Below are 26,876 nucleotides of genomic sequence, written 5' to 3'. Positions count from 1 at the left end.
ATTTCTTTAATTTTTTTTCTTTCTTTAGATCCACATCTTCAGATCGTACGCTGCTTCCCAGAAATGATACTCCATGATTGATGCGGTGATGAAAGCTTCTGTCATCTTTTCTCTGATGGCAGGTGTGGTTTCAGCAGCCGTGTTATCACAAATGTCAATGGCTTTTTGGACAGCCTCTGCAAATTCTTCTCCGCCGTAGGTATCGATCCATTTTTGATAAGGATTATTATCAGATTGAAGATTGTTATAGATATGATCACCAACTTTTTTATAGATCCAAAAGCAGGGTAGAACCGCTGCCATTCCGACCTCTACAGGATCCAAAGCTGCCGTACTTTTCAGAAAGTGAACATAATGATGGCAAACAGGTTGCATTTTTCCTCTTTCGGTCAAGCCAAAATCATCAAAATAGAATTCGTGCAAAGCATTCTCAACAACAATCGCCGTTTCCGCATATCGCATATATTCTAATGTATCTCTGATTTGATGCGCTCTGGCAGCGATCAAAGACAAAGCTCTTCCAAAATGTTCAAGGTATAAAGAGTCCTGAGCCATATAGAATTGAAACTTTTCCCTAGGCAAACTTCCGTCGGATAATTCTGTGATGAAGGGCATTGTCAGTATTGATTCGTAGCGTTCTTCAATTTGTTGCCAGGTAGATTCAGACCATTTCATATTTAATTGATTTATTGGGGTTAAAAAAGTGATCAAGTGGGCCATTTCCTTTTCCGGTGACTACATCTTTACCACTTTTTATAGCTTCGAAGACATATTCCTGAGCTCGGGTTACTGCATTTTCGAGATCTTCCCCACGAGCCAAAAAAGCGGCTATCGCAGAGGAAAGTGTACAACCTGATCCGTGCGTGTTGTTGGTAATGAATTTCTCAGTTTCGAACAAAGTAACTTCTCCATTTTCGCTTAATAACAAAGATGTTATCCTAGATGTTTCCTGATGTCCACCTTTGAGCAGGATGTTTTTGCATCCGGATTTTAAAATGATTCTTCCTGCTGTCTTCATATCTTCTAGAGTTTTGACTTCCATATTGGCAAGTATTGCCGCTTCGTCCATATTCGGAGTAATGATCTCAGCTATTGGGAAAAGCTTTTCTACGATGGTTGTGATGGTTTCTTCTTCGATAAGTCGATGTCCGCTTGTAGCAACCATCACAGGATCGAAGACGACTGGAATCTTTGGGTATCTATTTAAAGTATTTACAATCACTTCCACCAATTCCGGCGTATGCACCATTCCGATCTTTATGGCCATCGGAACGATATCATCTAGGACAGTTTCTATCTGATCAGCAACGGCTCCCATTGGAATGGGATATATCTTCCTTACGCCTTGGGTATTTTGTACTGGCAATGCGGTCAGAACTGATGTTGCATAACATCCCAAAGCAGAAAATGTCTTGATATCGGCTTGTATTCCTGCGCCACCGCTTCCATCGAAACCTGCTATGGTAAGTACCGACGGATAAGTATATTTTTTCATTTCAGTATTTCATTTTTAAGTTCATAAGCTGCTTGTTCCGGATGTTCTGCAGCACATATGGCTGAAACTACAGCTAAAGAATTTGCGCCTGCTTTTATTATCATTTGTGCATTATTTAGATTAATATTTCCAATGGCTATCAGAGGTTTGTCGGTTAAAGTTCTGATGAGGGAAAGACCATCCAGTCCCCATTCCGTCACGGTATCTTCTTTGGTTTTGGTACTGAATATAGGACTTACACCCAGATAATCCGAGATAGAGGTCTGCTTGTTTTCCAACTGTTCAAGATACTCGATGGAATAGCCTATCATTTTCTCTTTGAAGAATGATTGGCCTCTCAAAGTCATAGGCGGTGTATCGCTGTTTCCAACGTGGATTCCAAACGCGTCTGTTTTTTCAGTTACTTCTGGATGGTCATTGATGATGAGCGGAATGTTGTATTTTTCTGTAACTTCTTTCAGCTGTAATGCTTTGGTGAGAAATTCTTTTGTACCGGTATTTTTCTCACGTAATTGGATGATATCAACTCCGCCGAGAATGGCATCCTCTGCAACTTTCAGAAAATCCTTTCCTAAACAATCCTTTTCTGAGATCACCAAGTATAACTGATAGGGAAATTTTGGATGAAGATTCATTAACTGTCTAATTTTAAATCAGCTGAAAATTCCTCTTCTGTAATGTTGTAAAGTTTATCAATAATATGAAGTTGTAAACTTCCCGGGCCAGCACTTTTATTAGCGGCCAATTGACCTGAAATACTCAATAAGCTCATCGCTGCAACTACTGCTTCCGTTTTATTTTCGATAACGCCAATGAAGGCTCCGATCAACGCAGAAGCGGTGCAGCCTAGACCTGTTACTTTTGTCATCATTTCATGCCCATTTTTTAGAAATATTTTATCATTGCCATTGATGATGATGTCCGTTTCTCCGGAAATACAAACAATGGAACCATAATTTCTGACAAGATTTTCCGCTGCTTGGATGGCCTCATCACTTTTGGCTGTGCTGTCAACACCTTTTGTAGCAGTGATATTCGCTTTTGATAAGGCAATGATCTCGGAAGCATTTCCACGGATCACTGTAGGTTTTAATATTAACAATTCACTTAGAACGTTGTCGCGATAGGAAGTTGCGCCTGCACCAACAGGATCCAAGATCCAAGGTTTTTTCAATGATTTTGCTTTCCTAGCAGCAAGTATCATAGATTCTACCCAGTATTCATCCAACGTACCAATATTCACAACCAAAGCAAGAGAGATGGCAACCATTTCTTCGACTTCTGACTTGGCGTGCGCCATGATAGGAGAAGCGCCAGCAGCAAGAAGTGCATTGGCAGTATTGTTCATGACGACATAATTGGTGATGTTGTGTACGAGTGGCGATTCCTGTCTTACGGTCACGATGTGTTTCCAAAGATTATTTTCCATTTTTAAATTATTTAAAATAAAGGCTTTAGGAAAATAGAAAAGAAACAACAGTCATTAATAGAATAGTGACCTATTGCTTTTCCCTACGTCGGTGTTAGCCGTATCAGGTTCAAAGGGACTCTCTCAATTCTTTTCAGAATACCCCTAAAGCATTACAAATCTATGGAAAAATTAATGATCTGATCTAATTTGTTATATGTTTTTTTGTTTTGAACTTTACAAGAAGATATTAAATATTTACAGCAAAATAAGTTGTAAGAATACATTACTGACCTTAAATAATGATTTTGAAAAAGGTTGATGGCAGATATTTGTGGGATTTGATTCCTCTGGTTAGATTTTCGTTTAACATCGATAAAATGAGAAGTTAGACGCTTGTATTAATTGGGATTTTTGATCAATGAATTCCCAACAACAAAAATTCGCAACTTGGTTGGGAATCAATTTTAATCAGGCAAAACTAATTTTGAGTTCTTTGAATTGGCAAGCCTATCATTTACTTTGCTTTGGCGAGCTTATAAGCTGAAAAAATCTTATTTGATCATAATGTCAATGGATAACCTTCAACTCGTCAGTAGGTATGACAACGGAAAATATGGTGCCTTCGTCTTTGGAACTTTTTACTTGGATAGTACCGTTATGAAGTTCAATGATTTCTTTACATAGGTAAAGTCCAATCCCAAATCCTGCTATGGATCTACTGTTCATATCTTTTACACGATAATAGCGATCAAATATGCGCTGTTGGTCATCTAAGGATATTCCGATTCCCTGGTCTTTAACATTGATCTTTAAACTATTTTCACCTACCGTTAGATATTCCACGGTGATGATCTTACCAGGTGGGGAATACTTGATGGCATTTCCAATAAGGTTGTGGAGTACCTGCGATATCTTTTCACGATCTGCATGTATCATAGTTTTACCAACTGGTCTAAAGACAAAAGTACGGGTATCGTTTGTTGAAAGGACCTCGTCCTCGATCTCTGAGAATAGGACTTGGAAGTCAAAAGTGGTTTTTTCAATGTGCAATTGTCCAGAATCAAGTCTCGAAACATTGAGGAAGCCATTGATCATACCGTTCATATAATCCGCCTGCTTCAAACATTTTTCCAATATATTTTGCTGCTTGTTGTCATTTTCTTTTGATGCAATTCGTTGCAAGATCTGAATATAGGCCTTGAGTGACGTCAGCGGTGTCTTAAGCTCATGGCTGACCATACCCATAAAATCATCCTTGCGCTCTTCTTCCTTTTTTTGTCTGGTAATATCCCTAAGCGTCCCGTTCAGACTGAGCGGCTGACCCTCTTGGTCATAGAAAACTCTGCCATTGGCCTGTAGCAGCCTGATCTTTCTATCTATTTTATTTTGGATACGATATTCTATAGAATAATGACCGTCAGAATCTTTACTGAGCGCATTCGTGATAGCTGTTGCCACTCGATCTCTTTCCTCCGGCAAGATTGTCGCCAATGCAACGGAAAGGTCTAGATTTTCATCAGAAGACAGGCCGAACCATGTTCTAAGGAGATTATTTCCGGAAAAGAGATTTGTTGCAGGCTGATAATAGAAGGTAGCAAGTTCTCCAGCATCGATGGCTAGCGCCAACATTTGCTGGTCATTTTCATTCTTGCGACGTGCAAGGACCTGCTCGGTGATCTCTTCAATAATGACAAGGACACCTGAAATATCGCCACTATCAGTAAAGATCGGTTGATATATGGAATTGACTATGGCTTCCCTCAATCCATCGTTATGGCGTAGTTTGACCGCAAATTCGCTATTGATCTTAGGTTTTCCGCTGTGGTAGACTTCTTTAAGCCAATTATTGACAGGCTGGCCTCGTAGTTCTGGCCTTGCGCTCTCGTGTGGATAGCCTATCACTTCAAATTCTGTACGCCCCCATATTGCAAGAATAGCCGGATTGGCGATCTCAATAAGGTGTTCCGGACCTTTTAACATGGCAATCCCAACCGGAGCCTGTTCTATGATGGTCCGGATATATTCCCTGCTTTGTGCAAGTTGCTTCATAGATTTGTTGAGCTCTTCGTTGGTAGATGTCAGCTCTTCAAGTGTTGCGGCCATTTCTTCATTGAGCGCATGTTTCCTTTCTTCTTTCTGCTTGATCTGTTGTAAAAATTCCCTGCGGGACGTTACCTCAAGCGCTGTATTGAGGATGCACCATGTTTTATTTTGATGATCGGTCAGCGCTTTATATTCGTAATCAAAATAATCAAGTGTTTCAACGCCATTTTTTATCAATTTTGCAGGAGCCTCATACACAGAATAGGTTTTACCGGAACGCCAAACCTCTCGCAACAACTCTAAAAAGGGTTGTCCTTCAAGTTCTGGAATTGCTTCCATCAATGGTTTTCCGATGACAGATGAGTCTTTGCCCCACAAAGACAACATGCCTTCATTGGCGAAGTGTATGACCATATCCTCTCCCGAATATATGGATGTGGGTGCGGGAGATGAAACTAATGCCTGGATGATCAGGTCCTGGCTGAAATTTTTATCGGACAAATTCTCTTGGGTACTCATAGGTCTGACAAAGATAGATAAAAGTCTATTTATTGTCCTCAAAATAGCTTAGATGAAATTACTATAAAAATTAAAAAAGAAATATCATTAAATATGGTGCTGAAGATGAATAGCAAATTTTTCTATTGTCCACTACTTACATTTTTAATCTTGGTTCTACCTCGAATATCTGATATGCCAACGGTTTTTGGATGTAAATGAATCGGATCAGGATTTAGGAAAGTGATTTTTGATTGATTTTGGAGCAAATTTAATTTTTACTGTTTTGATTTTTTTGATTCGCAGACAAAAGGACGTTTCATGATTTATTTTAGAATATTAATTATTTTTCTAATATTCCTATTCATAATGATTAATAGTTGATATATTAGCATATTAATTGTAATATGATTATTAAAAGAACTTAATATGCTAAAATTTTATAGTTTATCCATGTTATTTTGTGCCCTTTCGTTAAATGGACAATGGTTGACCTCCAAATTTTCGGCAACCAATGACTCCCTAACGAACATTTCGAACTTTCAAGATAGGGAACTTAAGATATTAGAAAGTGATCATACTCTGGCGCCTAACAGCTATATTTTTTATAGAGATGGCATTCTGCCGGATGGTACCAAAACTGACGGATTGTACATTCCTGTAGCAAAAGCCTATCAAATGTGGAAAAAAGGAAGGTATATGCAAAGTGACGCCGGTTCACACACGCCGATCAGTGAGAATGGCCAACAGACCGCTGCCGTATTTTGGGAAGATGTGAATGGATTGATAAGTTCAACTTCTATTGTCGGGACAGGTACGGACGCTAAGATCAAAATCATTATTGATAAGACCAAAGGTGAGGGTAATGCGAGCATAGCATTTAAGGTCAATGGTATCATCTATTGGACATGGCATATTTGGGTGACGGATGATCCTAAAAATGGGGCATCATATGGACAAGGCTTTGAAACTGATGTTTTGAATCAACCATTCACACCACAGTATATGGACCGGAATTTGGGAGCAATCAATGCCAACTTTCTTGGTCATGACTGGCACAGGTCCGGAGGCCTGATGTACCAATGGGGCAGGAAAGACCCCGTGCCTCCGCTGGAATATAAAGATGGAACATTCTATGAGGTGACGGGCGATCTTGGAAGCAGAAGACATGCGCAAGCGACTTTGCAATCTTCCCCTATATCTGTAAAACAAAGAGGAACTGATACCGGTACCAATAACATCAATGGAAACATAAGATATTCTATCAATAATCCTATAGACATCATAACGCATGCTACCAATGATGGCACGTGGTTTTCCAACCAGCAATACAAGAGCAATAATTCCAATCCAGATCTGATAGAAACTTGGGACCTATGGGCAGACAATAGAAAAGGGCTGCACAGCAATGCGTCTAGTGGAAATAACACTGTTGCCGCAGATAGCAGATCATATGAGTTAAAATCAGAATATGACCCTTGCCCAAATGGATGGAGAGTTCCTTCCCATTATGGTAGAAATACCGTGAATAACAATCTCAACCCATTAGGAAGGAAAAATAGTGGTTTCAATGATGATACGAATGTCGCTTACAGTCAGATATTACCCAATTCAGTTAATGATGCATTGATCGGAGTGAAGGTGTATCCCGGTAGAGGAATTGATTTCAACGGGACAACTAATAGAAAGATCGGATCACTACCTACTACTGGAAACTATATCTATTATTCTGCAAGTGGCGGTAATTCTGCACAAGTGGTCTATCAGGATCAGGCGTCTGATGGGTTTTTACTAAATGCCACCTATGGGATTGGAGGCGTCAGAGGGACCATTATTCGTAATGATCCTACAAGAGCCGATGTCTCAAGTACTGGCTGGAATGGGATCTACGTCAATCAAACCTTTAAAACAAATGGTTTGGGGGCAGTAAGATGTATGAAAGATCCAAATATGGCATACTTGCCTGCGTTCTATGAAACAGAGTATGTTTTGTCAACAGATAATGATAATACAAACTATAATGCATGGACAAAAGAACCCAATAGCTTTGTGGTCATGACCGGTGAAACAAATGATGCGATATCACAAGACAAAGAGTTGTTCATTAGCCTTAAAAAAGCGTACGCCATGCACAAACTTTATCTTTCTCAAAATAAAGAACTTCCATTGGGTAATATCCATACCGGAAGTGTGGTATGGACCGATAACCAAAGTTTGATCAAGAAAATTCAAATTGTTGGTACATATCCAAATCAGCAAATGAAAGTGACCATAGCAGCAAAGAAAAAGGGCAATGCTGTAATCGCTTTTCATAAAGGTAATAATGGGGTTTGGGGAACATCTAATCCTGATAAGGTCCTGTGGAGCTGGCACATTTGGGCACCAGTTACGGATCCGTTGTCCCCGGAAAACCAAATAACCTATACAACTGAATCTGTTGAGAATGGAGGGATTACATCTACTACAAACGGTCAAATAATAGACCCTGCTAAAGGTGGAACGCCGCTTACCACTACTTTTATGGATAGAAATATTGGCGCTTTGCAAGCATTACCATCATCCTTGGTAAGGCCGGATCTGGCAACCGAATTGAAATCCAAAACACAAATTCAGCAATCGGGCGGACTTCACTATCAATGGGGAAGAAAAGATCCTTTGCCGACTTTCCATAATCCGGGCGGAACCCAATATATCTCAGGCCACAACAATAGTGTACAGGTTGGCGCAACATATAATATTTATAGACAAACTGGAGTGAATTCCGCTGGCAATGTTGTTTTAGGAATATCAAATCCTATCACCGATGCAATGTTCTCGTCAACAGACAATGCTTCCGGATACTCCAGAGAATGGACTGTATATAAATCGTCTGCAGGAATTGCTGCTTCTGATCCCAAAAATGAAAAGATCAGAAAAATTATAAAATACGCTACTGAAAATCCTTTATATTTTTTTTTCAGGTCCAAAACAAGCAATGAACTGGGGATGGAAGATGCCGGGACATTACTCACAAAATCAATACAGGTAAAAGATTGGATATCAGATGAGAATGGCCTGGCACAGGACAGATGGGGACACGCCACAGAAAAATCACCTTATGACCCATGTCCTGCAGGATGGAGAGTGCCAGATACGGCTAATGCAAATTTATTTGCTGCAGGCAACAACGGTTCTTATGCAAAAGGCTCATCCCCGTGGTTCTATAATGGATATAATACCAGCACCAATTTTGCAAATTATGGTATTGTTCAAAGTACGATCGCCAATCTTACTGGCGGGGCAGTTAATAATGCAGTAAACGTTAGACAATACCCAGGCTATACACTTTCTATTACTACAGAAACTACAAGTCCAACAAGCAGAAGTGGATGGGTATTCAGTTTCCCTGGCTCCAAATACAATATCGGAAATATTCCTACAACCGGCATCAGGGGAATTCTTGGTGGGAATGATTGGAAGAATGCCAGAAGCGGATTTCCCAATGTAGACAATTATAAATATCAAACTGGCCTATGGACCAGTTCTCCCGCAGATTTCTACACGGGTTACGCCATTGGGCTTGATATCAGCAGCACATCTGGATATGGTGGGAAACTCGCATCCGGAACAGGCTTTTATCCGCAAGCTGCCATGGGCGTGAGATGTGCAAAGGATACAGAAAGATATATGGGAGACTTGCCTTACACTATCAATTCCGGAGGAACGACCCTTAATACTGTTATTACAATAAAAGATCATAAAAGTGACGATTTTCAAATTCATCCAAACCCTGTAAAAGATGTACTCCACATAGTTTCAAAAGACAATGATAGACAGGATCCTGGATTTGTAATTTTCAATGCGGCAGGAGGTATTGTGAAACAAGGTCACTTTAATAACAGCAGCATAAATATAGCAAACTTGCCACCAGGCGTTTATATGTTGACTGTTGAAAATTCTCCGAAGGCTTTCAAAGTGATCAAAAAATAGAGATGTTTCATTGAAAAGTGAATTGAGTGAAATTAAGAAAATTGGTTTTTAAAAATAAACTTTTATAAATATCAAATTTGTGATCTTTAAGACCAGACATCAATGACAGTTGATCACCGGTAGGTCTCCATGATCTCTTCAATTGTCATTGTCCTATATTTGTTATAGATATGAGAATGAAAGGCATTTAGCTTTTGAAGTATTTTTAGTAGCTTTTTTTTTTCATCACTGTCCAAGTTTGCAGATAGTACCTTCGAGGTCTTGTTGACATTGTCGACAGATCGATGGAATGTTTTTTCACCTTTTTCCGTTAGATTCAGTCTTTTGATGCGTTTGTCGCCTTCGTCATTTTTTTCTTCCAAAAATCCTGCATCAAGCAGTCTTTTGATTATTTGTGTTCCGGTTTGCTTTTCGTGTCCATTCTTTTCAATGAGCTGTATCTTTGTCAGATAAGGCTCGTCCATAAGACGATAAATGTAAGTGAATTCTTCGTTGGCCAGTTCCGGGAATTCGGACAGACCTTTTCGTATCAAAAGTTTAGAATACCTCCCCAATAAGAGGACCTGCTTGCAGATCTCGTTCTCGGTGAAGGAAACAAGATGGCCTTCATTTTTAAAAAGCTTGGTCGGACTTTCATCAACATATTTCCTATCATTCATCCACATACGGAAATCGTCAACACTTGAGTTGGGTCTGTGCGAGTCGGAGTTTTCAAATTCCTTGACCTGATAGAGGAGATCAATGATAAAGTCGGTTTGCATGGTCTTGAATTTTGACAAAGATATTGGTTTTAATTTCTTTTTCGATCACAGCCTCAAGTTTCCCAGACCACCGTCGATCCCTATGATCTGTCCTGTGACCCAAGAAGAATTCTCTGACAGTAGAAACTCGACCATCTTTGCCACCTCTTCGGCATTTCCGACCCTTTGCAGCGGATGTCTTTTGCGTGAAGCTTCGCGTTTTTCGGGAGTCGATAGAAGTTGCGAGGCCAGATTTGTATCGGTCAAAGACGGTGCAATGGCATTGACCCTGATCTTTTGAGATGACAATTCTGCAGCCAGACTTTTCGTCAAACCTTCAACGGCGCTTTTACTTGCAGAAATGGAGGTGTGGAAAGGCATTCCCAATTTTGCGGCAACCGAAGAGAACAATACTATGGAAGCACTTTCCGCTCTCTTCAAATTTGGTAAAAGCTTTTGAATGGTTTTTACTGCGCCTAATACATTGATATCAAAATCACTTTTAAAATCGTCTTCCGAAAGTCTGTTGAAAGGTTTTAAGTTGATACTTCCCGGCGCATAGACCAATCCGTCGACCACATCGGGAAAAGGCATGTCATCCAGATTCCCTGTAAGAATATCCAACTTGTAGAATTCAATATTCAAATTTTTAACTTCGATATTTTCTGTTCTCGAAATTCCGAAAACTTGATTCTGCTTGTAAAGAAGCTTTGCCGCAGCAAAACCTATTCCTTGTCCGCACCCTATGATCACTATATTTTTCATCGTTTAGAAATTTTGTTATGACTGATCGTTCTCTGTCTGCTGCATTTAAATCTTGCTATTTCAGGATTTCTCTTCATCAGATGTTTCCGGCTCACTCCCGAGTTTACCCTTTTTCGCCAAAGCTTGAAACTTGACTGTTTCAGCTCGGTTCTCATCAATTCAATGACCTCAGATTCATTGATGCTAAATTGGAATTTTATCGCTTCGAAAGGTGTCCTGTCTTCCCAGGCCATTTCAATGATCCGGTCCTTTTGTTCCAAATTAAATTCTTTCTTCATTATATAAGGTCATTAATAGTTTGTTTTGATGTCTGCAAGCTGCCCGATCTCTACTATCGGGCAGTTGGTCTAGGATAATTATCATTGAAAAGCTGATGCTGACATATTATTTTTGTCGTGGTTGGTCTCTATGATGACCCTGTTCTTCAGATCTTAATTTGAAGTTCTAACATTTTTATTTCTTCGGCATCTTTCGCTGCAATATTTTACCTCGTCCCAGTTCTTCTGCCACTTCTTTCGCCAGTTGAACGGTAGACCGCAGACCTCGCAGGTTTTTGATGGTAGTTCCGCAGGCATTATCGGATGAATTCTTTATAGCGGTCGACCAGGACGTTTTCTGCCTTCAGGTCGTGCATCATATTGTAAAGTCCAAAAAAGGTCCTGTTCAGGTAGATGAAATGCTTTGATCCTCTGTTTGTATTCATTCCCTTTATGTCGCTAAGTTTTGCATAACGCTGACCAAGGTCTGCAATTTCCTGAAAGAATGTTTCATCGGAAAAATCAAAGGATATTGCATTGAAAGGCCTCGTGAAGAGTTCCAATAGTTCATAAAACAGCTTGGTAAAGAATTCTTTTTCCCTCTCAGAATCGTCTTGACGTAAGATTTCGAGCTGATAAAGTTTTTCGTTAAAAATCTCAGGGTTGTTCAGGTTTTCTCTTTTAGCCAACTCAAAATATGGCTTGTAGAAATCATTGGGTATTTCCTTGATGCAGCCAAAATCGATCACAAGTAGTTTTTTCTCATCAGAAATCAGGAAATTTCCAGGATGCGGATCGGCGTGGACCTTTTTCAATACGTGCATCTGGTACATGTAAAAATCCCACAATGTCTGACCTATTTTGTTGAGATCTTCCTGTGAATGGTTCTGTTTTGTAAATTCGGAGAAGTGTTTTCCGCTCATCCAATCCATCGTGATGATCCTTTCACATGAGAACTCTGGATAATATTTTGGGAATTGAAGGTTCGGGAGGTGTGCACAATTTTCTGAGATCTCCTGGCTTCTCTTGAGTTCGAGATCATAATCTGTTTCCTCGAACAACTTATTCTCAACTTCCTGAAAGTAGGATTCCGAACCTTCCTTCTTGATGTTGAACATTTTCATCGCGATAGGTTTTACCATCTTCAGGTCGCTGGAAATGCTTTCCCTCACGCCGGGATATTGGATCTTCACTGCGAAGTTCTGGCCATCTTTCTTAGCTCTGTGCACTTGTCCGATACTTGCAGCATTCACAGACTCTGTGGTGAACTCATCAAAGATCTCTTCGGGGCCTTTTCCAAAGTATTTTCTGAAGGTCTTGTTCACCAAAGCGCCGGAAAGTGGTGGGACAGAGAATTGGGACAGGGAAAATTTATCTACATACGCCTGTGGAAGGATGTTCTTCTCCATGCTCAACATCTGCGCCACCTTCAAGGCGGAACCTTTGAGTTCTTTCAGGGAATCATAGATATCGGTGGCATTATCTTCGTTCAAGGTCTTCAGCGCATCATCCTCATTTTTATCTTTTGTGATCTTGTTCCCATAATATTTGATATAGTTGACACCGACCTTTGCTCCGGCTTTCAGCAGACTGCTGGTCCGCTCGAGTTTTCCGGTAGGTATTTTATTGAGTGTTTTCATCTGCTAGTTTTTTTTGAAAGTTTCTTTGAATAAAAATTTTCCAAGATCCAATACTTTCCGCAATGGTTCGTTGTCCATGAGTTCAAATCCTGTATCAATGGTCTTTTCAATAAAAATATCCGTCTTTTCAAATGCTGGTGATGTGTCTTTCTTCCAAAACTCGATGGCCGAGATAAGGTGAAACCACAAAGCTTCTTCTCTGGCCTTTTCATGAAAGTCCTTCACACCGTCCTTGGTTTTTTTGATAATTTCCCAGTCATTAAGATCTAATGTTTTGACGAATGAACGATGTGATAATTTTAACTGGGTCAAAATTTTTGCGGAATGCAATCTATCAGCTCCCAAGATCATCAAGACCAGAGAACGATTCATGGTCATGTTTTCAAAAAAGATGAAATATACGTTCAGGAGTTTTTCTTTTGATGTAAGCTCATTGGTATTGTTTACCTCTGTGGCCAGATCTACAGACTTGCTGAAAAGGCTTTCCAATATCAATCTTTCTATCTGTTCGAAACTGGCAAAATGCTCATAGATCTCTTTCTCCTCAAAATGATTGTCTTTTGCAAAACGATACATATTTTTAGGTCTTTCACCATGGTTCAAAATGTGATCCTCATACAGGTCATATATTTTATCTTTTGTAATTGAATGTTCGTGTTCCATTTTTATATTTTATCTGTCATCAAATTTAGTAATTAAAATTACTAATATTTAAAATTATGTATATAATTATATTATGTAAGTCATTCAAATAATCGATAATGTAGAAAATCGTCATCAATTGATCCCACCACGATATTTGGAAACAGTGGACAATTCTCTTATTATTTCAAATGATTGACATGAGCTATCCTAAACTTATGATTTGGAGAGCATTTCTTGATGTTGTTGCTTTCTTGAGTTATTAATTGAACGATGGTAATTAAGCTTTTACGAAGGAGCTTTATCATGGTAGGCTGTCAGAAACAAAGTACTGTCCATAAGATACAAGCAATTGGTCATCAAGATCTTGATGACCGATATAGCCTTTTTATCAACAATGGGGAATTTATTGTGGATCTAAAATCTGGAAAGATAAAGAATGATAACGATGAGGTGATTGGTTCTGTTTTACTTGGACATGCTGACAAAAAAACTATTGGACGTCTCTTTATGGCAGGCTCCATCAATGCCATTATGGGCTGATATTACGTATCAGATCATAAGACCGATCTATTGACCTCCAATGATATCATTATAGTTAACAAAGATAGCATCAGCCAGTCATTTCTTTATTTACGAAAGAACATCGATATCCATGACGTTACAGATGAAAAGGATAGAAACATCATGTCGTTGTATAACTGTATTATGAATGTTTTGAATAAAAATAAGAACTATAAAATGCTGTATAAAAAGTCAAAAAAAGAAAATACAAACCTATATCTATAAATTCAGAAAAATTTTCATCCGCATTGCAAATCCGATGTTTTACTCAACAAGCAATTTTTCAGTGTATTCGGTAACAAAACTTCTCAAAAAGGCATCAATGTCTTTTTGTTTCCCTCCGTCTTTCTCTAGTTCTTTTTTATGTTGTAGATATTCTTTGGTCTTTTTGTAAGCTTCAAATTGTTTTTCTTTAAGGTTTTCATAGTCTTTAAAGTTGAGGTCTTTGGTTCTGGTAGATTTACCTTTTTCAACTTCGATCAAAATGTAATTTTCATAAGTTGAACCATATCCCATGTGGACATAATTGACCATTTCTCCATACGGTAATGTCAGTATGCCATTGAACCAATCGATTTTGCGTTGTTTTGCTTCAGGGAAAACTTCATGTATCACACTTTTCCATTGGGCATTATCGGAGTTCTCATTCCAAATTTTAATTTTTATATCTTTTACAAAAAGTTGATTTTCTATGATCTCAAAGCTCGCAATGTAACCCCGCCACAAAGCAGTTGAAATCATACCTCCTTTTGGACGTTTTTCTTCATTTTTTTCAAAATATTTTTCAAGCGGATTTGTGAGCAAAGAATATTCTTTGCCGTTATAAGATATCTTATCCGGATATTGCGCAGTGGCTGATACTTTGGCAAAACTTAAAATGGATAGTAAAATTGCGGTTAAGATCTTCATAAGATAGGTTTTATATGATGAGTGATATTTTAGATCATCAATTGACCAAAGGGATTTCAGCAAAGATCAAAAAGTTTGCAAATCTATATTTTTTGCTTTCTAATTTTTTGATATGATCCGCACAACCGAATAATTCCAATTTTGCATAACTTGGTTTGAAATGAGAGCTTGTAACAAGCATATATTTTTTACTTTTTTCTAATTTATAATTCGCAAGAATTTCAAACATATCCAGACCTTTGATCTCCATTTCTGAATGCGGTTTGAGTATAAATATGTTTTCGCGACATTCTTCATTTTCCAATTCTGCTGGATATCCTGCTAGAAAAATACTGTCGGGAGAAACGACCTCTTTTTCACTTATAATATAATTTTGTTTTTTGAAGCCGTATCTGGAAATTATCAAATACTCTGGAGTATTATTTTTCACTTTGAAATTATAGTCGGTATTCCCACTTAATAATTGCGATCGAGAGATCTCATTGCCTAAAAAGTAAACTTCTATATCTTTTTCGTAGGTCAATCTAATTTGAGAAAAAAGAATATTTGAGAGAAAAAATAAAAAAGATATTAAAACTTTCATAATTCTTAAAGTTTTTTTTTGATTGCTAATATTGTTTCGGGCATTTCGATGCTGGGTGGTATTTTTAGTCGTCGTAGGCTTCTATTCTTTCAACTTCCTGTCCAGTATCTTCTTCGATCTGTGCAAGTAGGCCGAGTAGGGTTAAACTACTTTTAGCATCTTCAATTTTCAATTCTTTCAGATCTAATTCTTTTCTACCAGAACCCCTGGCAGGTAAAATATCCCAAAAAGTGATCTCATTTTTTTGATCAATTTCTAAAAATATGGTGTCCCATTTGTTTGAGACAAATATTTTGTCCAAGTTAGCGACTTTGTATTATCCGATTTCGTCAACTCCTAATTCTGAACTTACCAGCGGTGGCGTCTGATACAATGCTCTCCTGTAGAGAGACATTTGGCAAGCTCTCACATCACTATCCTTTTCTTCATTGCAATGATTGCGTATGTCGTAATCTACAACTCGGAAAGGTCTCTGTGTACTTTGGAGTTTAAACTTCTTGATTTTAATATCATCAACGATCAGCTCTGTCAATCTATTTTCAAAGACCTTTGCGCTTTCTCTGAATGGTCGGGATATTTTCACTTCGTCAATCCAGTCAATGAAAATTGCCGCAGCCGAAAGCCCTCTTTCGTGGTAGCGTATTCCTCCATACACCGAAAAGCTGATCCTGATGTCACCTAAGAGCCATTTGGCACTGTAGACGACCGTGCCTGAAAGATATTCCTTTTTTAAATAGGGCTGATCATAGAGGTCTTCAGTTTTAGCAGGTTTGCCTAAGGCCTTTTCCAATTGTTCCAAAAAAGGTGAATGTCGTTTTTCAAAAAAGCCTGTCTTTATTGGTGCAAGTTCATAATGGACCTGCAAAACGGGTCTGTCCTCAAATGGCGCTCGGATTTCGCATTCTGTTGACTCTAGACCAAATATGCTTGAGCATCTGTACCTGATGTTGGGCCAGCCGCCATAAGATTCGAATTGCTCAATATTCTCAAGCATTGGACGAACCTCATTGAGAGTTTTTCCCCATTCAATTTTAAGTCGGTCGATCTCGAAATAGGTAGTTTCAATATTCATTTTTGTGGTACATTGTCAAAATAACTGACGGTCAATTTAACGTTAACTTTTTTTTTTGGTTCTGCTTGCAAAATCTGTTCGCTTTTTATCATCAAATCTAACGCAGATCCTTCTTAATGACCAGATATTTCAGGTCATCCGGACCAGTATTACTGATGCCATGTTCAGCATTAGGAGGACAGTACAAGCTGGTATTGGGTCCTGCCTCAACGGTTTTGCCGTCGAGATAGAATGTCGCCTTTCCCTCAAGGATATAAAAGAATTCTTCTTCTGGATGGCGGTGCGGTGGATGTGTTGATTTTCCAGGTGCCACGATGCTAATCTTCAACGTATTCTCCTGAGTGAAATTTTTATCGGCAAACCAGTATTGATAACCTGATTTTGTCTCTTTGGCCTTGTTGATATCAAACTTGTTTACACAGTTTTCTATCGTGTAGAAGGGTTGTTCTTGCTTTGCTACCATCTTTTGACCATACGCTAATTGATGTGTCATTATAGTGATTGCGAGGGCCACTATGTACTGCGTTGCCTTTTTCATTTTTTGGTATTTAATATGATAAAAGAATTCAATCTTAAAATTTAAAAGTACTAATATAATATGATCTAAACAGCCTCTTACATTGATATTTCAAAGATTATAGAACCAGGCCGTCGGAATTATTCTATTATCTCAAAAAAACACTAAAACAATTATCCTGTTGCCATTTCTTTGTTAATACACCACACAATTTCGTTATTTCTGCTCGTTGAGGTCTATTCACAAATTCAAATCATTGTCGGAGTTTCATAGGATGTTCGGTTTGTCCAAATCAGAGGATCCACCGTTAAGTTTTATCCGTTTTGAGGATATGAAAATGCCCGAGGAAACAATGCCTGATTATCTGATTCTTAACTTTTACAAGATCACTCACAAGGATAGTATCGGAAGTGCGAAGTACGGCAAGGATTATTATCATTTTGGGAAAGGTGAATTGGTATTTACTGCTACTGGAAAATTGTTTTGAAAAATCGAAAAGAAAAAACTGTCTATGAAAGATCTTACAATATCAGAAATTGCACATTAACTAGGATTTGATTACCCACAGTCTTCTATCAGATCATTCAAGAGTAAAACCAAACTACACCTTATGAGTTCCAGCAGTGGTTTAGCTGAAACACCAAAATTAATTCTTCAAATTCAAATCTGATACTATTTATGAGACTTTTACTCCAAACAAATGACCCACTAAAGTGGTAATTCCCATAGCAACCGTTCCCCAGAAGCAGATGCGTAAAACCGCAATGCCAATTTTTGAACCTCCTATTTTTGCGGAAATAGCACCTAGGACCATTAAAAAAATGATAGAAAATCCGTACTGATAATAGATCATTTCTTTATCAGGAGCGAAAATAGCAAGAATCATCGGTAACAATGCGCCTGCAATAAAAGAAAAGAAGGAAGCCAGTGAAGCCAGAAATGGTTTTGCCTGCGTCATTTCGTTGATGCCCAATTCATCGTGTGCATGTGCGCCAAGAGCATCGTGGGCTGTAAGTTCGGTTGCTACAAGCAAAGCGGTCTCTTTGGTAACGCCACGATTTTCATATATTTTAGCCAACTCTAGAAGTTCTATTTCTGGTATTTCTTCAAGTTCCCGTTTTTCCCGTAGAAGGTCAGATTTTTCAGTGTCTTCCTGGGAACTTACAGAAACATATTCTCCTGCAGCCATCGACAGTGCACCAGCGATCATTCCTGCCAATGCGGTAAGAATGATCGTATTCCTTTCCGGTGATGCCGCTGCCACACCAACCACAATACTGGTGGTGGATAGCAATCCGTCGTTCGCACCTAAAACAGCTGCACGAAGCCAACCGACTCTGTTGACGTAATGTTTTTCCAATTGATGATGCATCGGTATTTTATTGAATTAAAATATGAACTTATTTAAATCTTAAACTTAACGAAATAATATCAGACTGCATACCAATAGATTTTGTATAATGGCCGTATCTGATTTCTAGCATATTGAGCCTTTCGATACCAAATAAACCGTTCTTCGGACTGAATCGGATTCCGGCTCCGTAAAAATGACTATCGAATTTTGAAAGGTCATAATTACTGGTGTAAAAATCATCAAAAGCTGTATGCTGCTGATAAGGTGCAAAATATTTCGCAGAAGTCTGAGAATAATATCTGTAAAAAGGACTTACCGAAACAAAAGGTGAAATTTTCATAGGGGTTTCCAGACTGAATGTATTTGATTTTAACCCCCAATCATCTGTGTAATAGCGATAATATGCTTTTATGATGAATTTATCTCCTAAGAAATAATTGGCTCTTACCCCCAAAGGAATTTTAAAACGCTTATCCGGCAACGCTTCCTGATGAACAGAATTGTCTGTAAAATAAACTCTGTGGAAAGGTAAACTCAAATATCCGGTCTGTTGTATTCCGTCTGCCAAAAACTCCACCTGAAAATTCTGATTGATGATCTGCGAATAGGAGAGGGAAAGGGCAAAAGTATTTCTTGCGCTCGTTCCATTATTATCTGCAGTTCGCAATTCTATGGGAGCTATCATCTTTACCTGATCCAGATAAGCCTGAAGTTTAGCGGTAAATTCACCCATTTTGTTCGGGGTTTTCTTTGCAAAGCCAATGTTGGCACCGTAAGACTGGTAATCATATTCAGAAGAAAATGAAACTCCAGCCATTAAAGTCGTTCCTTTATTTTCATTTTCTCTACTCCAGTTTAAACTTGGATAAATTCTGTTATCTGAACGGGATGCTGATGAATTGGCTTTCAGGTCGACCATATCGGAAGATGCGGAAGTGTAATGATCAATTCCGACACTGAAATCAAATTTGTTCTTTCTCAGTTTTTTATCATACTTCACCATTGTAACATCAATGGTATTGGAGACGTCGGTTAGTTTCTCAGTTCCAATTCCTCCTGTTACCGCAGAATTATTTCCGTCTTGTTTATAATAGCTCGATACAAGATTAATCTCATCCAGACTTAGTTTTTTTGAAGGCTCAGTATTGGTATTTTCCTGCGCTTTTGCATTGGAAATTCCGAAAAGAGCAATGATACTTATGATAATTTTTCTCATTTTAAATCACAATTAAATTTTACAATTACTCTTCTTTTTAATTACACCCGCAACCTCCGCCCACTTTTCCGGCATTAGCGCCTGAGGAACCTTCTCTGTAAGACTGAAAGCTCAGCTCGGTTTTTTCTATAGTTCTGTTTCCAAGAGCCATTTCAGCATCGTTTAATTTGTTTTTTTCGTATTCTTTTACGGTTGTACAGGATTGTACAGAAGCGATGGTCACTAAAAAGCAAATTACTGTTGTTATTTTTATGAAATTTTTCATTTGAATTAAATTTGTTTTTAAAATTTAAAATCCAGTCATGGATTCATTTTAAATTAATGTTTTGTGATGAATATATTTTGTCCTGATCATCGATGATGATGCATTCCATGTGGTTGATTTGATTCACCATATTGAGGGCAGAATCAATTCCCATAATGCTTACGGGAGTTGCCATAGCATCGGCAATTTCAGCGTTTGGACAAAAAATGGTTACACTTTTTACACCCGAAACTGGCATTCCTGTTTTCGGATTGATGGTATGAGAATATTTTTTACCGTTGATGACCACAAACTTTTCATAATTTCCTGAGGTAGCGATGGCCATATCGGTGATGTTCATATATGAGAACGGCTGTTGTGCATTTTCGGGATCGGCAATTCCAATGGTCCACGGTTTTCCGTCTGCCTGATTTCCCCAGGTCGTCAAATCGCCGGAAGCATTTACAATTCCCGAAGCAACACCTCTTTTCTGAAGAAGTCTTTTTGCCATTTCCGCTGCATATCCTTTTCCGATTCCACCAAAACCTATTCTCATACCTTTTTCTTTCAGAAATACGGTTTGGTTCTCGCGATTCAACAGAATATTCTGATAGTTGACCAACTTCAAATGTTCTTTAATCAATTCCGGATCAGGAAGCTGTTTCATTTCACGGTCAAAATTCCAGAAGCTTTTATCGATTCCGCCGTAGGATATATCAAAATAACCATTGGTAATATGGCTGATTCTCAAGCTTCTTTCAATCAGTTCAAAAACTTCGCAATCAACTTTTACAGGTTGTATTCCTGCATTTTGATTGATAAGGTTGGTCTGGCTTTCTTCACTGAAGGTGGTCAGTAGCTTTTCGATTCTCCGGATTTCTTCTATGGCAGCGTCGATGTCCTGTTGTACCGTCTTTTCATCATCATTAACAACGGTAATTTCAAAAGAATTGCCCATTAATTTCTGAGGTCTTTTGAATTCTCTAAACATCATTGTCTACTGTTTTTGATTTTCTTTGATTTCCCTGATCTCTTTACTGAAAGCCAAAGCGTTTTCAGAAGGTAGACCTTCCCAGCTTTTTAGTATTTTTCCTTCAGAATTTAATAAAAGGGTATAAGGAAAGAGCCCTTTTTGATTATACTGATCTGCAAGCGAAGCGTTCTCTTTTTTTAATTCGGGAGAAAGCTGGTTTTTCTTGTTTCTCGGAAAATCTGCGTTAAGGTAGATAATCACATTTTCGGTTTCCAGTTTTTTAAAATCTTCAGTTTCAATAATATTTTTATGAAGTTTGATGCACGGAATGCACCAGTCTGAACCCGAAAAATTGAGTAAAATAAGCGCTTTTTTTTCCGTAGCTTTTTTCTTGACATTTTCCATAAAGCTCTGAGCATGAACACCAAATGAAAAAACAGACATTATCAAGCCTAAAATAAATGTTCTCATAATTTGATCTATATTTAATTTGAATCGTTTTGATTTAAAAAATATTTATGGCAAGTCTTTGAACATCGGCCTCTATCAAATTCGCAGGAACTTTTTGATGACCAATGTTATGTAAGATGATCTCATTCCTTAAGATTGAGATTCGTTGCTCCTAAAATGATTCTTTTGTTTTTACTAATGCGTAAAGGTGAAATATGATCTTGTAGAAATTTAGAATTTTTGGACCTTTTTGAAAATTTGTAGCGACTCTTCCTGCGGCAACAATTTTTCACTTGTAACTTGTATCAGATTCCAAAGCGATATCTAGCGTAAAATCGACGATTATTTGACAATAAAGCTCTTTAAAGTTTACAGTCGCCTACACTCAAAACAGCGCTCAACTCCTTATATCTGGTTTTTTCCTTGTTAATAAATTAGTGCACAGATACACGAATCTAACCATTCAAATTAAGTGGCATCTCATACTCAGATTGTCGACATTTAAGCTGTAATAAATCAGATTATATCTTTTCTTAATTTTTCGACAGCACGCTTCATTCTTAAATTGAAAAGTTCTTTTTCAAGCCTTACTGGTGGCGCTTGTCTTACTTCGCAATTCGTAATGCTACAGCTTTCGCAGGTCACACCAACTTCAATTGTTTTTAGAAAAGAAGATCGGGCAAAATTGATCTTTTTGATCGTTTGGTTATTGAGCAGAATTCCCAAGCAATAACTGCGGTTGCTGCCATCCGCAAAAGGATTTTTTTGAGAAGTGGAAATCACCAGATAGCTCACGCCTTGGTCTTTGTAGTGAGAGATCTGTGCAGAGGTCAATGATCCACTTTCCTGAAGATGATCGAGGTTTTTCACAGCGATCCATCTTCGGCAATAATGTTCATTTGTAGCATTGGCGTGCGGCGCTTGCTGGTGGTTGAGGTGCAATTCTTTTAGAATGCTGATCTTGTCAGAACCATCTTTCTTTATAAAACAGAGATAGAACAGATCCTTGACCCCAAACTCTGAAGACAGGATATTGGTCAGTCTGTAATAGAAAGTTTCAGGCGAATCTGTAAAATGATCGATCAGTTTTTCAAAGTGATCGGCGTTCCATTCTTTCTGGTAAAAGAGATCCGAGACTTTTTCGATAAGCTCTTTTTTTGAGATCAATAAGCAGCCAGCAAAATAAGAAGCATAAAAATTGTTGAGGATCTCTTCAAAACTTCCAAAATCCAACCACGAATAAGTATTGGGACGAAGATTCAGCTTCAAAACATTGAAACCTATTTCCTTTGCCAAGATGAATATTTTTTGATTCTTGTCCAGTCTTTCATTCAACAAAAGCAATTTTTTTTCTGGAACAAAAAGTGAGCGGAGTTTATTCAAAGTTTCATCTTGCGAGAAATTCTCCGACCTTATTTCATAACCAAATTTCTCTTCCAGTAGATTCCCGAGCGTTTCTGTTTGGAGTTCTTTATTAAGCTCAAGATTATTTTCTTTCGCAAACTGGACCGACGTCTCCTCGATGTCAGGAAAATAATTATCGTACAATTCCTGAAAAGAACGCATGACAGCAAAATAAAAACGCTCTTTTCCGAGATTGTAATTCTGAGAGATCTCTATCAAAGCATTGATGAAAGCCGTTACTTTTTTCGGTGCATCGCTGATGATGCTGATGAGATTGTTTTTATTGATCCCAAAAAGATCCAACGGCACTTCTTTGAAAAAATCCGATTGCAGGATCTCATTGATCGGCGTGAGCGTCTTGTCCAGTTTGGAGGAGACCAGGTCGTCAAAAGTACAACTTAACGCATTGGAAAGATGAACGATCTTGTCGTGTTTTGGATACTTTTTCCCATTCTCAATTTCGTTGAGATAAGATTTGGATAGACCTGTCTTTGTGGCAAGATCTTGCAGAGACCAGTTTTTTTTCTGTCTCTGCTGTTTCAATTTGAGTCCGAAAACTACGCGGATATAGTCGCTTTCTGCAATCATAGATTCAAAGATAAATAAAAAGCGATTATTCGCATAATAATTTTTATAAAAAATTAGCGAACGTTCGCTAATTGTGAAAATCTTTTTTATACATTTGTCAAACCAAATCACAAAATATAATTAATATGGAAACGATAAATCAATTGAAAGTGATTGCTACCAGACCATTTAGAGAAGTTTTCACGCCGGAACTGACAGATTTTCTGATTGCGCTACATCAAAAATTCAATCAAAGAAGACTTGACCTTTTAGATGAGAGAAAGAAAATCCAAAAAAAGTTTGATAATGGAGAACTACCAAGTTTTCCAATAGAAACCGAATCTGTTCGAAATGGCGACTGGACCTGTGCAAAACTTCCGAAAGACCTATTGGACAGAAGGGTAGAGATTACCGGACCTGTTGACCGCAAGATGATCATCAATGCTCTTAATTCTGGTGCCAATACTTTTATGGCAGACTTCGAAGACAGCAATTCGCCGACCTGGGAAAACTGTATTCATGGTCAAATTAATTTATCCGATGCCATTAATAGAAACATAGATTTTACGAATGAACAAGGAAAATCTTACAGGCTTAATGAAAAAACCGCAACATTGATCGTCCGCCCCAGAGGTCTTCACCTATCAGAAAAAAATATTGAGATCGAAGGCGCATTATCATCTGGTTCTTTAACCGATTTTGGAATCTATTTTTTCAAGAACGCAAAGCAACTCATGGAGAAGGGTAGCGGCCCTTACTTCTATCTTCCAAAATTGGAACATTACGAGGAAGCGCGCTGGTGGAATGATGTTTTTATCTTCAGTCAGGATTATTTGGGGATTCCTCAAGGCACGATAAAAGTTACCGTTCTTATCGAAACGATAATCGCTTCTTTCCAATTGGATGAGATTCTTTTCGAATTGAAAGACCATAGTTCCGGACTCAATTGTGGCCGTTGGGATTATATTTTTTCATACATCAAAAAGTTCAGAAACCTTCCCCATTTTATTGTTCCCGATAGAGATCAGGTTACGATGACCTCGCCTTTTATGACTGCTTATTCCAAACGCGTGATAGAGATCTGCCACAAAAGAAATGTCCACGCCATGGGAGGAATGGCAGCCCAGATCCCAGTGAAAAATGACGATGAGGCCAATGAGACGGCTTTCGAAAAAGTCAGAAATGACAAAGAACGAGAAGTCAGAAATGGCCACGATGGAACTTGGATCGCGCATCCCGCTTTGGTTCCTGTTGCTAAGGAGATCTTCGATCAATATATGCCCGAACCGAATCAAATCGATAAAAAATTTGATTATAAAATCAAAGAATCGGAATTGCTGGAAGTTCCCCACGGAACGATTACCGAAAGCGGTGTCAGAAAAAATATCAATGTCGGAATTCTGTACATAGAATCTTGGCTGATGGGAACTGGCGCAGCTGCACTTTATCATTTGATGGAAGATGCTGCAACGGCCGAAATATCGCGGTCGCAAGTTTGGCAATGGCTGAAAAACGAAGCGATTTTAGAGGACGAAAGAACGCTGACAAGAGAATTGGTATTACAATGGGAAAAGGAAGAACTCATCAAAATAAAAAAATACGTCGGAGAAGAACGATATGCTAAAGGGAAATTCAATTTGGCAAAGGAGCTTTTCAATGAATTGATCTTCTGTGGGAATTTTGAGGAATTCCTGACCCTGAAAGCTTATCCATTTATCTGAGCAATTAAGAATCATAAACAAAGTACAAAAAGTCAAGAAACAAGATGAAAGAGATTTATTATAAAGTCTTGCATCTAGGGTCTTGTCTCTACAACCTAAATCACACCAAATCACAAAATATATCATTATGAAAACCAAACAAGAACAGATCCAGGCTTTGGAACAGGACTGGATGACAAATCCAAGATGGATCGGCATTACAAGACCTTACACGGCAGAAGAAGTTCTGAAACTTAGAGGATCTTACAAACTGGATTACACGATCGCAAACGAAATGTCCAAGAAACTTTGGGACAAATTAAACAATCAGGATTGGATCGCAGGATTGGGCGCTTTGACGGGAAATCAGGCTGTGCAGGAAGTCGACGCAGGATTGGAAGCAATCTATCTTTCCGGCTGGCAGGTTGCTGCAGATGCGAATCTTTCCGGGGAGATGTATCCCGACCAGTCACTTTACCCAGCCAATTCGGTTCCGTCTGTGGTTAAGAAGATCAATAATGCTTTGTTGAGAGCAGACCAGATCCAATCTGTGAATGGCGGCGGAGAAAAGGAATATCTTGTTCCTATCGTGGCTGATGCAGAGGCTGGATTTGGAGGAAATCTGAATGCTTATGAATTGATGAAACAAATGATCGAAGCCGGCGCTGCTGGTGTCCACTTCGAAGACCAATTGTCATCAGCCAAAAAATGCGGACATCTTGGAGGAAAAGTTTTGGTTCCGACGCAGGAAGCGATCAACAAACTGATCGCTGCAAGATTGGCGGCCGATGTTTGCGGTGTTCCAAGTCTTATTGTTGCTAGGACAGATGCGGACGCGGCGGATCTTTTAACTTCAGATATTGATGAAAGAGACAGAAAATTCATCACTGGCGAAAGGACGTCCGAAGGTTTCTACTCTGTGAAAAATGGAGTAGAACAGGGAATTGACAGAGGTTTATCTTATGCGCCGTACGCTGATCTCATCTGGATGGAAACGTCCAATCCGGACCTGGAATATGCGAGAAAATTTGCAGAAGGCATCCACGCCAAATATCCAGGAAAGATCCTGGCGTACAATTGTTCGCCTTCATTTAATTGGGCTGCAAAATTGACTGTTGAAGAGATGGAAAACTTCCGGGAAGAATTAGCGAAAATGGGATACAAATTCCAGTTTATCACTCTGGCTGGTTTCCATGCTTTGAATACGGCGATGTTTGAGTTGGCGTTGGCCTATAAAGAAAGAGGAATGGCAGGCTATTCAGAATTACAGGAACGTGAATTTGCACTTCAAAGTAAGGGTTTCCGTGCGGTAAAGCATCAGAGTTTTGTAGGAACAGGTTATTTTGATGAAGTACAAAATGTGGTGATGAGCGGAAGATCTGCAACTGTTGCAATGAAGGATTCTACCGAAACAGCACAGTTTCATTAAGACACGAGTATCCCATATCTTAATTTTAGCCTTCTCATTTTTGAGAAGGTTTTTTTATAAGGGAATAAGTAGAGGGCTAAATTTTGAATCTACAATTATTAATTTTCAACGATGTTGATATTAATTGGCAAATACATAATCTAATTTTTTGTAAGTTCGTGATGTTTATGAATGAACTCATCAATCAAATTAACAATTATCATCAATTGTCTCCTAAAACAATTGAAGCTTTACAAGGCATTTTCACTGTAAAAACATTCAAAAAGAATGAGATTATTTTAAGAGCCGGAGACGTGGCAAGATATTATTACTTCGTCAAATACGGATTGTTGGGATATTATACAATTGATGAAACCGGTAACAGGATCAGTTTCAAAAACTGGGGACGAGGCGAAAAGTTTGGATAATCTAAAAAGGAAAAATGCTTTGGCTTT

The 26,876-nt window shown here is 38.5% G+C and carries 28 protein-coding genes and 1 riboswitch; of the genes, 6 read left to right on the top strand and 22 right to left on the bottom strand.

All coding sequences use genetic code 11. The features are described 5' to 3' along the window. Nucleotides 1-24 precede the first annotated feature (24 nt). The 5 genes from tenA to AXA65_RS07210 all read right to left on the bottom strand — a co-directional run bounded on the left by tenA (nucleotide 25) and on the right by AXA65_RS07210 (nucleotide 5,468). Nucleotides 25-675, bottom strand: a complete 651-nt coding sequence (gene tenA, locus AXA65_RS07230; protein ID WP_063969455.1) for a thiaminase II — start codon at nucleotides 673-675, stop codon at nucleotides 25-27. Then, complete coding sequence (gene thiD, locus AXA65_RS07225; RefSeq protein ID WP_063969454.1) at nucleotides 662-1,495, bottom strand: bifunctional hydroxymethylpyrimidine kinase/phosphomethylpyrimidine kinase; 834 nt, start codon at nucleotides 1,493-1,495, stop codon at nucleotides 662-664. Before thiD ends, tenA begins: the two co-directional genes overlap by 14 nt. Next, nucleotides 1,492-2,130 carry a thiamine phosphate synthase gene (gene thiE / locus AXA65_RS07220; protein ID WP_063969453.1) on the bottom strand — a complete coding sequence of 213 codons (639 nt, stop codon included), beginning with the start codon at nucleotides 2,128-2,130 and terminating at the stop codon, nucleotides 1,492-1,494. Before thiE ends, thiD begins: the two co-directional genes overlap by 4 nt. Beyond that, nucleotides 2,130-2,924 carry a hydroxyethylthiazole kinase gene (gene thiM / locus AXA65_RS07215; RefSeq protein ID WP_063969452.1) on the bottom strand — a complete coding sequence of 265 codons (795 nt, stop codon included), beginning with the start codon at nucleotides 2,922-2,924 and terminating at the stop codon, nucleotides 2,130-2,132. Before thiM ends, thiE begins: the two co-directional genes overlap by 1 nt. 63 nt (nucleotides 2,925-2,987) lie before the next feature. Next, nucleotides 2,988-3,080, bottom strand: a riboswitch (TPP riboswitch). Nucleotides 3,081-3,473: 393 nt separating this feature from the next. After that, nucleotides 3,474-5,468, bottom strand: a complete 1,995-nt coding sequence (locus AXA65_RS07210) for an ATP-binding protein (protein WP_086048107.1) — start codon at nucleotides 5,466-5,468, stop codon at nucleotides 3,474-3,476. A 408-nt stretch (nucleotides 5,469-5,876) separates the two neighbouring features. Between AXA65_RS07210 and AXA65_RS07200 the strand changes: the two genes are divergently transcribed. After that, nucleotides 5,877-9,416: a T9SS type A sorting domain-containing protein gene (locus AXA65_RS07200; protein ID WP_086048106.1), complete on the top strand. Its 3,540-nt coding sequence runs from the start codon at nucleotides 5,877-5,879 to the stop codon at nucleotides 9,414-9,416. 113 nt (nucleotides 9,417-9,529) lie between these two features. On the opposite strand, the gene AXA65_RS07195 is transcribed toward AXA65_RS07200, so the two are convergent. The 6 genes from AXA65_RS07195 to AXA65_RS07175 form a co-directional block, all read right to left on the bottom strand. After that, nucleotides 9,530-10,177 (bottom strand): MarR family winged helix-turn-helix transcriptional regulator, encoded by a 648-nt coding sequence (locus tag AXA65_RS07195; RefSeq protein WP_063969448.1) that lies wholly within the window; start codon nucleotides 10,175-10,177, stop codon nucleotides 9,530-9,532. A 45-nt stretch (nucleotides 10,178-10,222) separates the two neighbouring features. Beyond that, nucleotides 10,223-10,921, bottom strand: coding sequence for an SDR family NAD(P)-dependent oxidoreductase (locus tag AXA65_RS07190; protein ID WP_063969447.1), 699 nt, complete (start codon nucleotides 10,919-10,921; stop codon nucleotides 10,223-10,225). Next, complete coding sequence (locus AXA65_RS07185; protein ID WP_063969446.1) at nucleotides 10,918-11,199, bottom strand: TIGR03643 family protein; 282 nt, start codon at nucleotides 11,197-11,199, stop codon at nucleotides 10,918-10,920. Before AXA65_RS07185 ends, AXA65_RS07190 begins: the two co-directional genes overlap by 4 nt. Before the next feature lie 153 nt (nucleotides 11,200-11,352). Then, nucleotides 11,353-11,496: a DUF2256 domain-containing protein gene (locus tag AXA65_RS19450; protein WP_086048105.1), complete on the bottom strand. Its 144-nt coding sequence runs from the start codon at nucleotides 11,494-11,496 to the stop codon at nucleotides 11,353-11,355. Then, nucleotides 11,496-12,818 carry an ABC1 kinase family protein gene (locus AXA65_RS07180; protein WP_063969445.1) on the bottom strand — a complete coding sequence of 441 codons (1,323 nt, stop codon included), beginning with the start codon at nucleotides 12,816-12,818 and terminating at the stop codon, nucleotides 11,496-11,498. Before AXA65_RS07180 ends, AXA65_RS19450 begins: the two co-directional genes overlap by 1 nt. 3 nt (nucleotides 12,819-12,821) lie before the next feature. After that, complete coding sequence (locus AXA65_RS07175; protein WP_063969444.1) at nucleotides 12,822-13,481, bottom strand: TetR family transcriptional regulator C-terminal domain-containing protein; 660 nt, start codon at nucleotides 13,479-13,481, stop codon at nucleotides 12,822-12,824. 285 nt (nucleotides 13,482-13,766) lie between these two features. On the opposite strand from AXA65_RS07175, the gene AXA65_RS07170 reads away from it, so the two are divergent. Beyond that, nucleotides 13,767-14,003, top strand: coding sequence for a hypothetical protein (locus AXA65_RS07170; protein ID WP_063969443.1), 237 nt, complete (start codon nucleotides 13,767-13,769; stop codon nucleotides 14,001-14,003). Nucleotides 14,004-14,288: 285 nt separating this feature from the next. Here AXA65_RS07170 and AXA65_RS07165 read toward each other — a convergent pair whose 3' ends face one another. The 5 genes from AXA65_RS07165 to AXA65_RS07145 all read right to left on the bottom strand — a co-directional run bounded on the left by AXA65_RS07165 (nucleotide 14,289) and on the right by AXA65_RS07145 (nucleotide 17,126). Further along, the gene (locus AXA65_RS07165) at nucleotides 14,289-14,933 is read right to left on the bottom strand and encodes a hypothetical protein (RefSeq protein WP_063969508.1); all 645 of its coding nucleotides are present in this window, start codon (nucleotides 14,931-14,933) and stop codon (nucleotides 14,289-14,291) included. Between the two features lie 37 nt (nucleotides 14,934-14,970). After that, a complete protein-coding gene (locus AXA65_RS07160) occupies nucleotides 14,971-15,516 on the bottom strand; it encodes a hypothetical protein (protein WP_063969442.1) in 546 nt (181 codons plus the stop codon). 64 nt (nucleotides 15,517-15,580) lie between these two features. Beyond that, nucleotides 15,581-15,817, bottom strand: a complete 237-nt coding sequence (locus AXA65_RS07155; protein ID WP_063969441.1) for a hypothetical protein — start codon at nucleotides 15,815-15,817, stop codon at nucleotides 15,581-15,583. Between the two features lie 15 nt (nucleotides 15,818-15,832). Beyond that, on the bottom strand, nucleotides 15,833-16,588 hold the full coding sequence (locus AXA65_RS07150; RefSeq protein WP_063969440.1) for a hypothetical protein: 756 nt from the start codon (nucleotides 16,586-16,588) through the stop codon (nucleotides 15,833-15,835). Nucleotides 16,589-16,685: 97 nt separating this feature from the next. Beyond that, nucleotides 16,686-17,126 carry a cupin domain-containing protein gene (locus AXA65_RS07145; RefSeq protein WP_063969439.1) on the bottom strand — a complete coding sequence of 147 codons (441 nt, stop codon included), beginning with the start codon at nucleotides 17,124-17,126 and terminating at the stop codon, nucleotides 16,686-16,688. A gap of 235 nt (nucleotides 17,127-17,361) precedes the next feature. Between AXA65_RS07145 and AXA65_RS07140 the strand changes: the two genes are divergently transcribed. After that, nucleotides 17,362-17,592 carry a hypothetical protein gene (locus tag AXA65_RS07140; RefSeq protein WP_131797786.1) on the top strand — a complete coding sequence of 77 codons (231 nt, stop codon included), beginning with the start codon at nucleotides 17,362-17,364 and terminating at the stop codon, nucleotides 17,590-17,592. A 189-nt stretch (nucleotides 17,593-17,781) separates the two neighbouring features. On the opposite strand, the gene AXA65_RS07135 is transcribed toward AXA65_RS07140, so the two are convergent. The 6 genes from AXA65_RS07135 to AXA65_RS07110 form a co-directional block, all read right to left on the bottom strand. After that, a complete protein-coding gene (locus AXA65_RS07135; protein WP_063969437.1) occupies nucleotides 17,782-18,477 on the bottom strand; it encodes a VIT family protein in 696 nt (231 codons plus the stop codon). A 28-nt stretch (nucleotides 18,478-18,505) separates the two neighbouring features. Then, nucleotides 18,506-19,675 (bottom strand): DUF3570 domain-containing protein, encoded by a 1,170-nt coding sequence (locus AXA65_RS07130; protein ID WP_063969436.1) that lies wholly within the window; start codon nucleotides 19,673-19,675, stop codon nucleotides 18,506-18,508. A 37-nt stretch (nucleotides 19,676-19,712) separates the two neighbouring features. Beyond that, nucleotides 19,713-19,940 (bottom strand): DUF4266 domain-containing protein, encoded by a 228-nt coding sequence (locus tag AXA65_RS07125; protein WP_063969435.1) that lies wholly within the window; start codon nucleotides 19,938-19,940, stop codon nucleotides 19,713-19,715. A gap of 43 nt (nucleotides 19,941-19,983) precedes the next feature. Beyond that, complete coding sequence (locus tag AXA65_RS07120; protein WP_063969434.1) at nucleotides 19,984-20,910, bottom strand: FAD:protein FMN transferase; 927 nt, start codon at nucleotides 20,908-20,910, stop codon at nucleotides 19,984-19,986. 6 nt (nucleotides 20,911-20,916) lie between these two features. After that, nucleotides 20,917-21,363, bottom strand: a complete 447-nt coding sequence (locus AXA65_RS07115; protein WP_063969433.1) for a thioredoxin family protein — start codon at nucleotides 21,361-21,363, stop codon at nucleotides 20,917-20,919. A gap of 495 nt (nucleotides 21,364-21,858) precedes the next feature. Then, complete coding sequence (locus tag AXA65_RS07110) at nucleotides 21,859-23,334, bottom strand: helix-turn-helix domain-containing protein (protein ID WP_063969432.1); 1,476 nt, start codon at nucleotides 23,332-23,334, stop codon at nucleotides 21,859-21,861. Nucleotides 23,335-23,459: 125 nt separating this feature from the next. On the opposite strand from AXA65_RS07110, the gene aceB reads away from it, so the two are divergent. The 3 genes from aceB (at nucleotide 23,460) to AXA65_RS07095 (ending at nucleotide 26,849) form a co-directional block, all read left to right on the top strand. Further along, on the top strand, nucleotides 23,460-25,034 hold the full coding sequence (gene aceB / locus AXA65_RS07105; protein WP_063969431.1) for a malate synthase A: 1,575 nt from the start codon (nucleotides 23,460-23,462) through the stop codon (nucleotides 25,032-25,034). Between the two features lie 127 nt (nucleotides 25,035-25,161). Then, nucleotides 25,162-26,442, top strand: a complete 1,281-nt coding sequence (gene aceA, locus AXA65_RS07100; protein WP_063969430.1) for an isocitrate lyase — start codon at nucleotides 25,162-25,164, stop codon at nucleotides 26,440-26,442. Between the two features lie 167 nt (nucleotides 26,443-26,609). Continuing rightward, entirely contained in the window at nucleotides 26,610-26,849 is a 240-nt protein-coding gene (locus AXA65_RS07095; protein WP_063969429.1) for a Crp/Fnr family transcriptional regulator, read from the top strand. Nucleotides 26,850-26,876 lie beyond the last annotated feature (27 nt).

It is taken from the genome of Chryseobacterium sp. FP211-J200, from assembly GCF_001643375.1.
Taxonomy (GTDB): Bacteria; Bacteroidota; Bacteroidia; order Flavobacteriales; family Weeksellaceae; genus Epilithonimonas; species Epilithonimonas ginsengisoli.
Note: the sequence above shows the minus strand (reverse complement) of the source record. Positions and strands in the feature narration are given on the sequence as shown.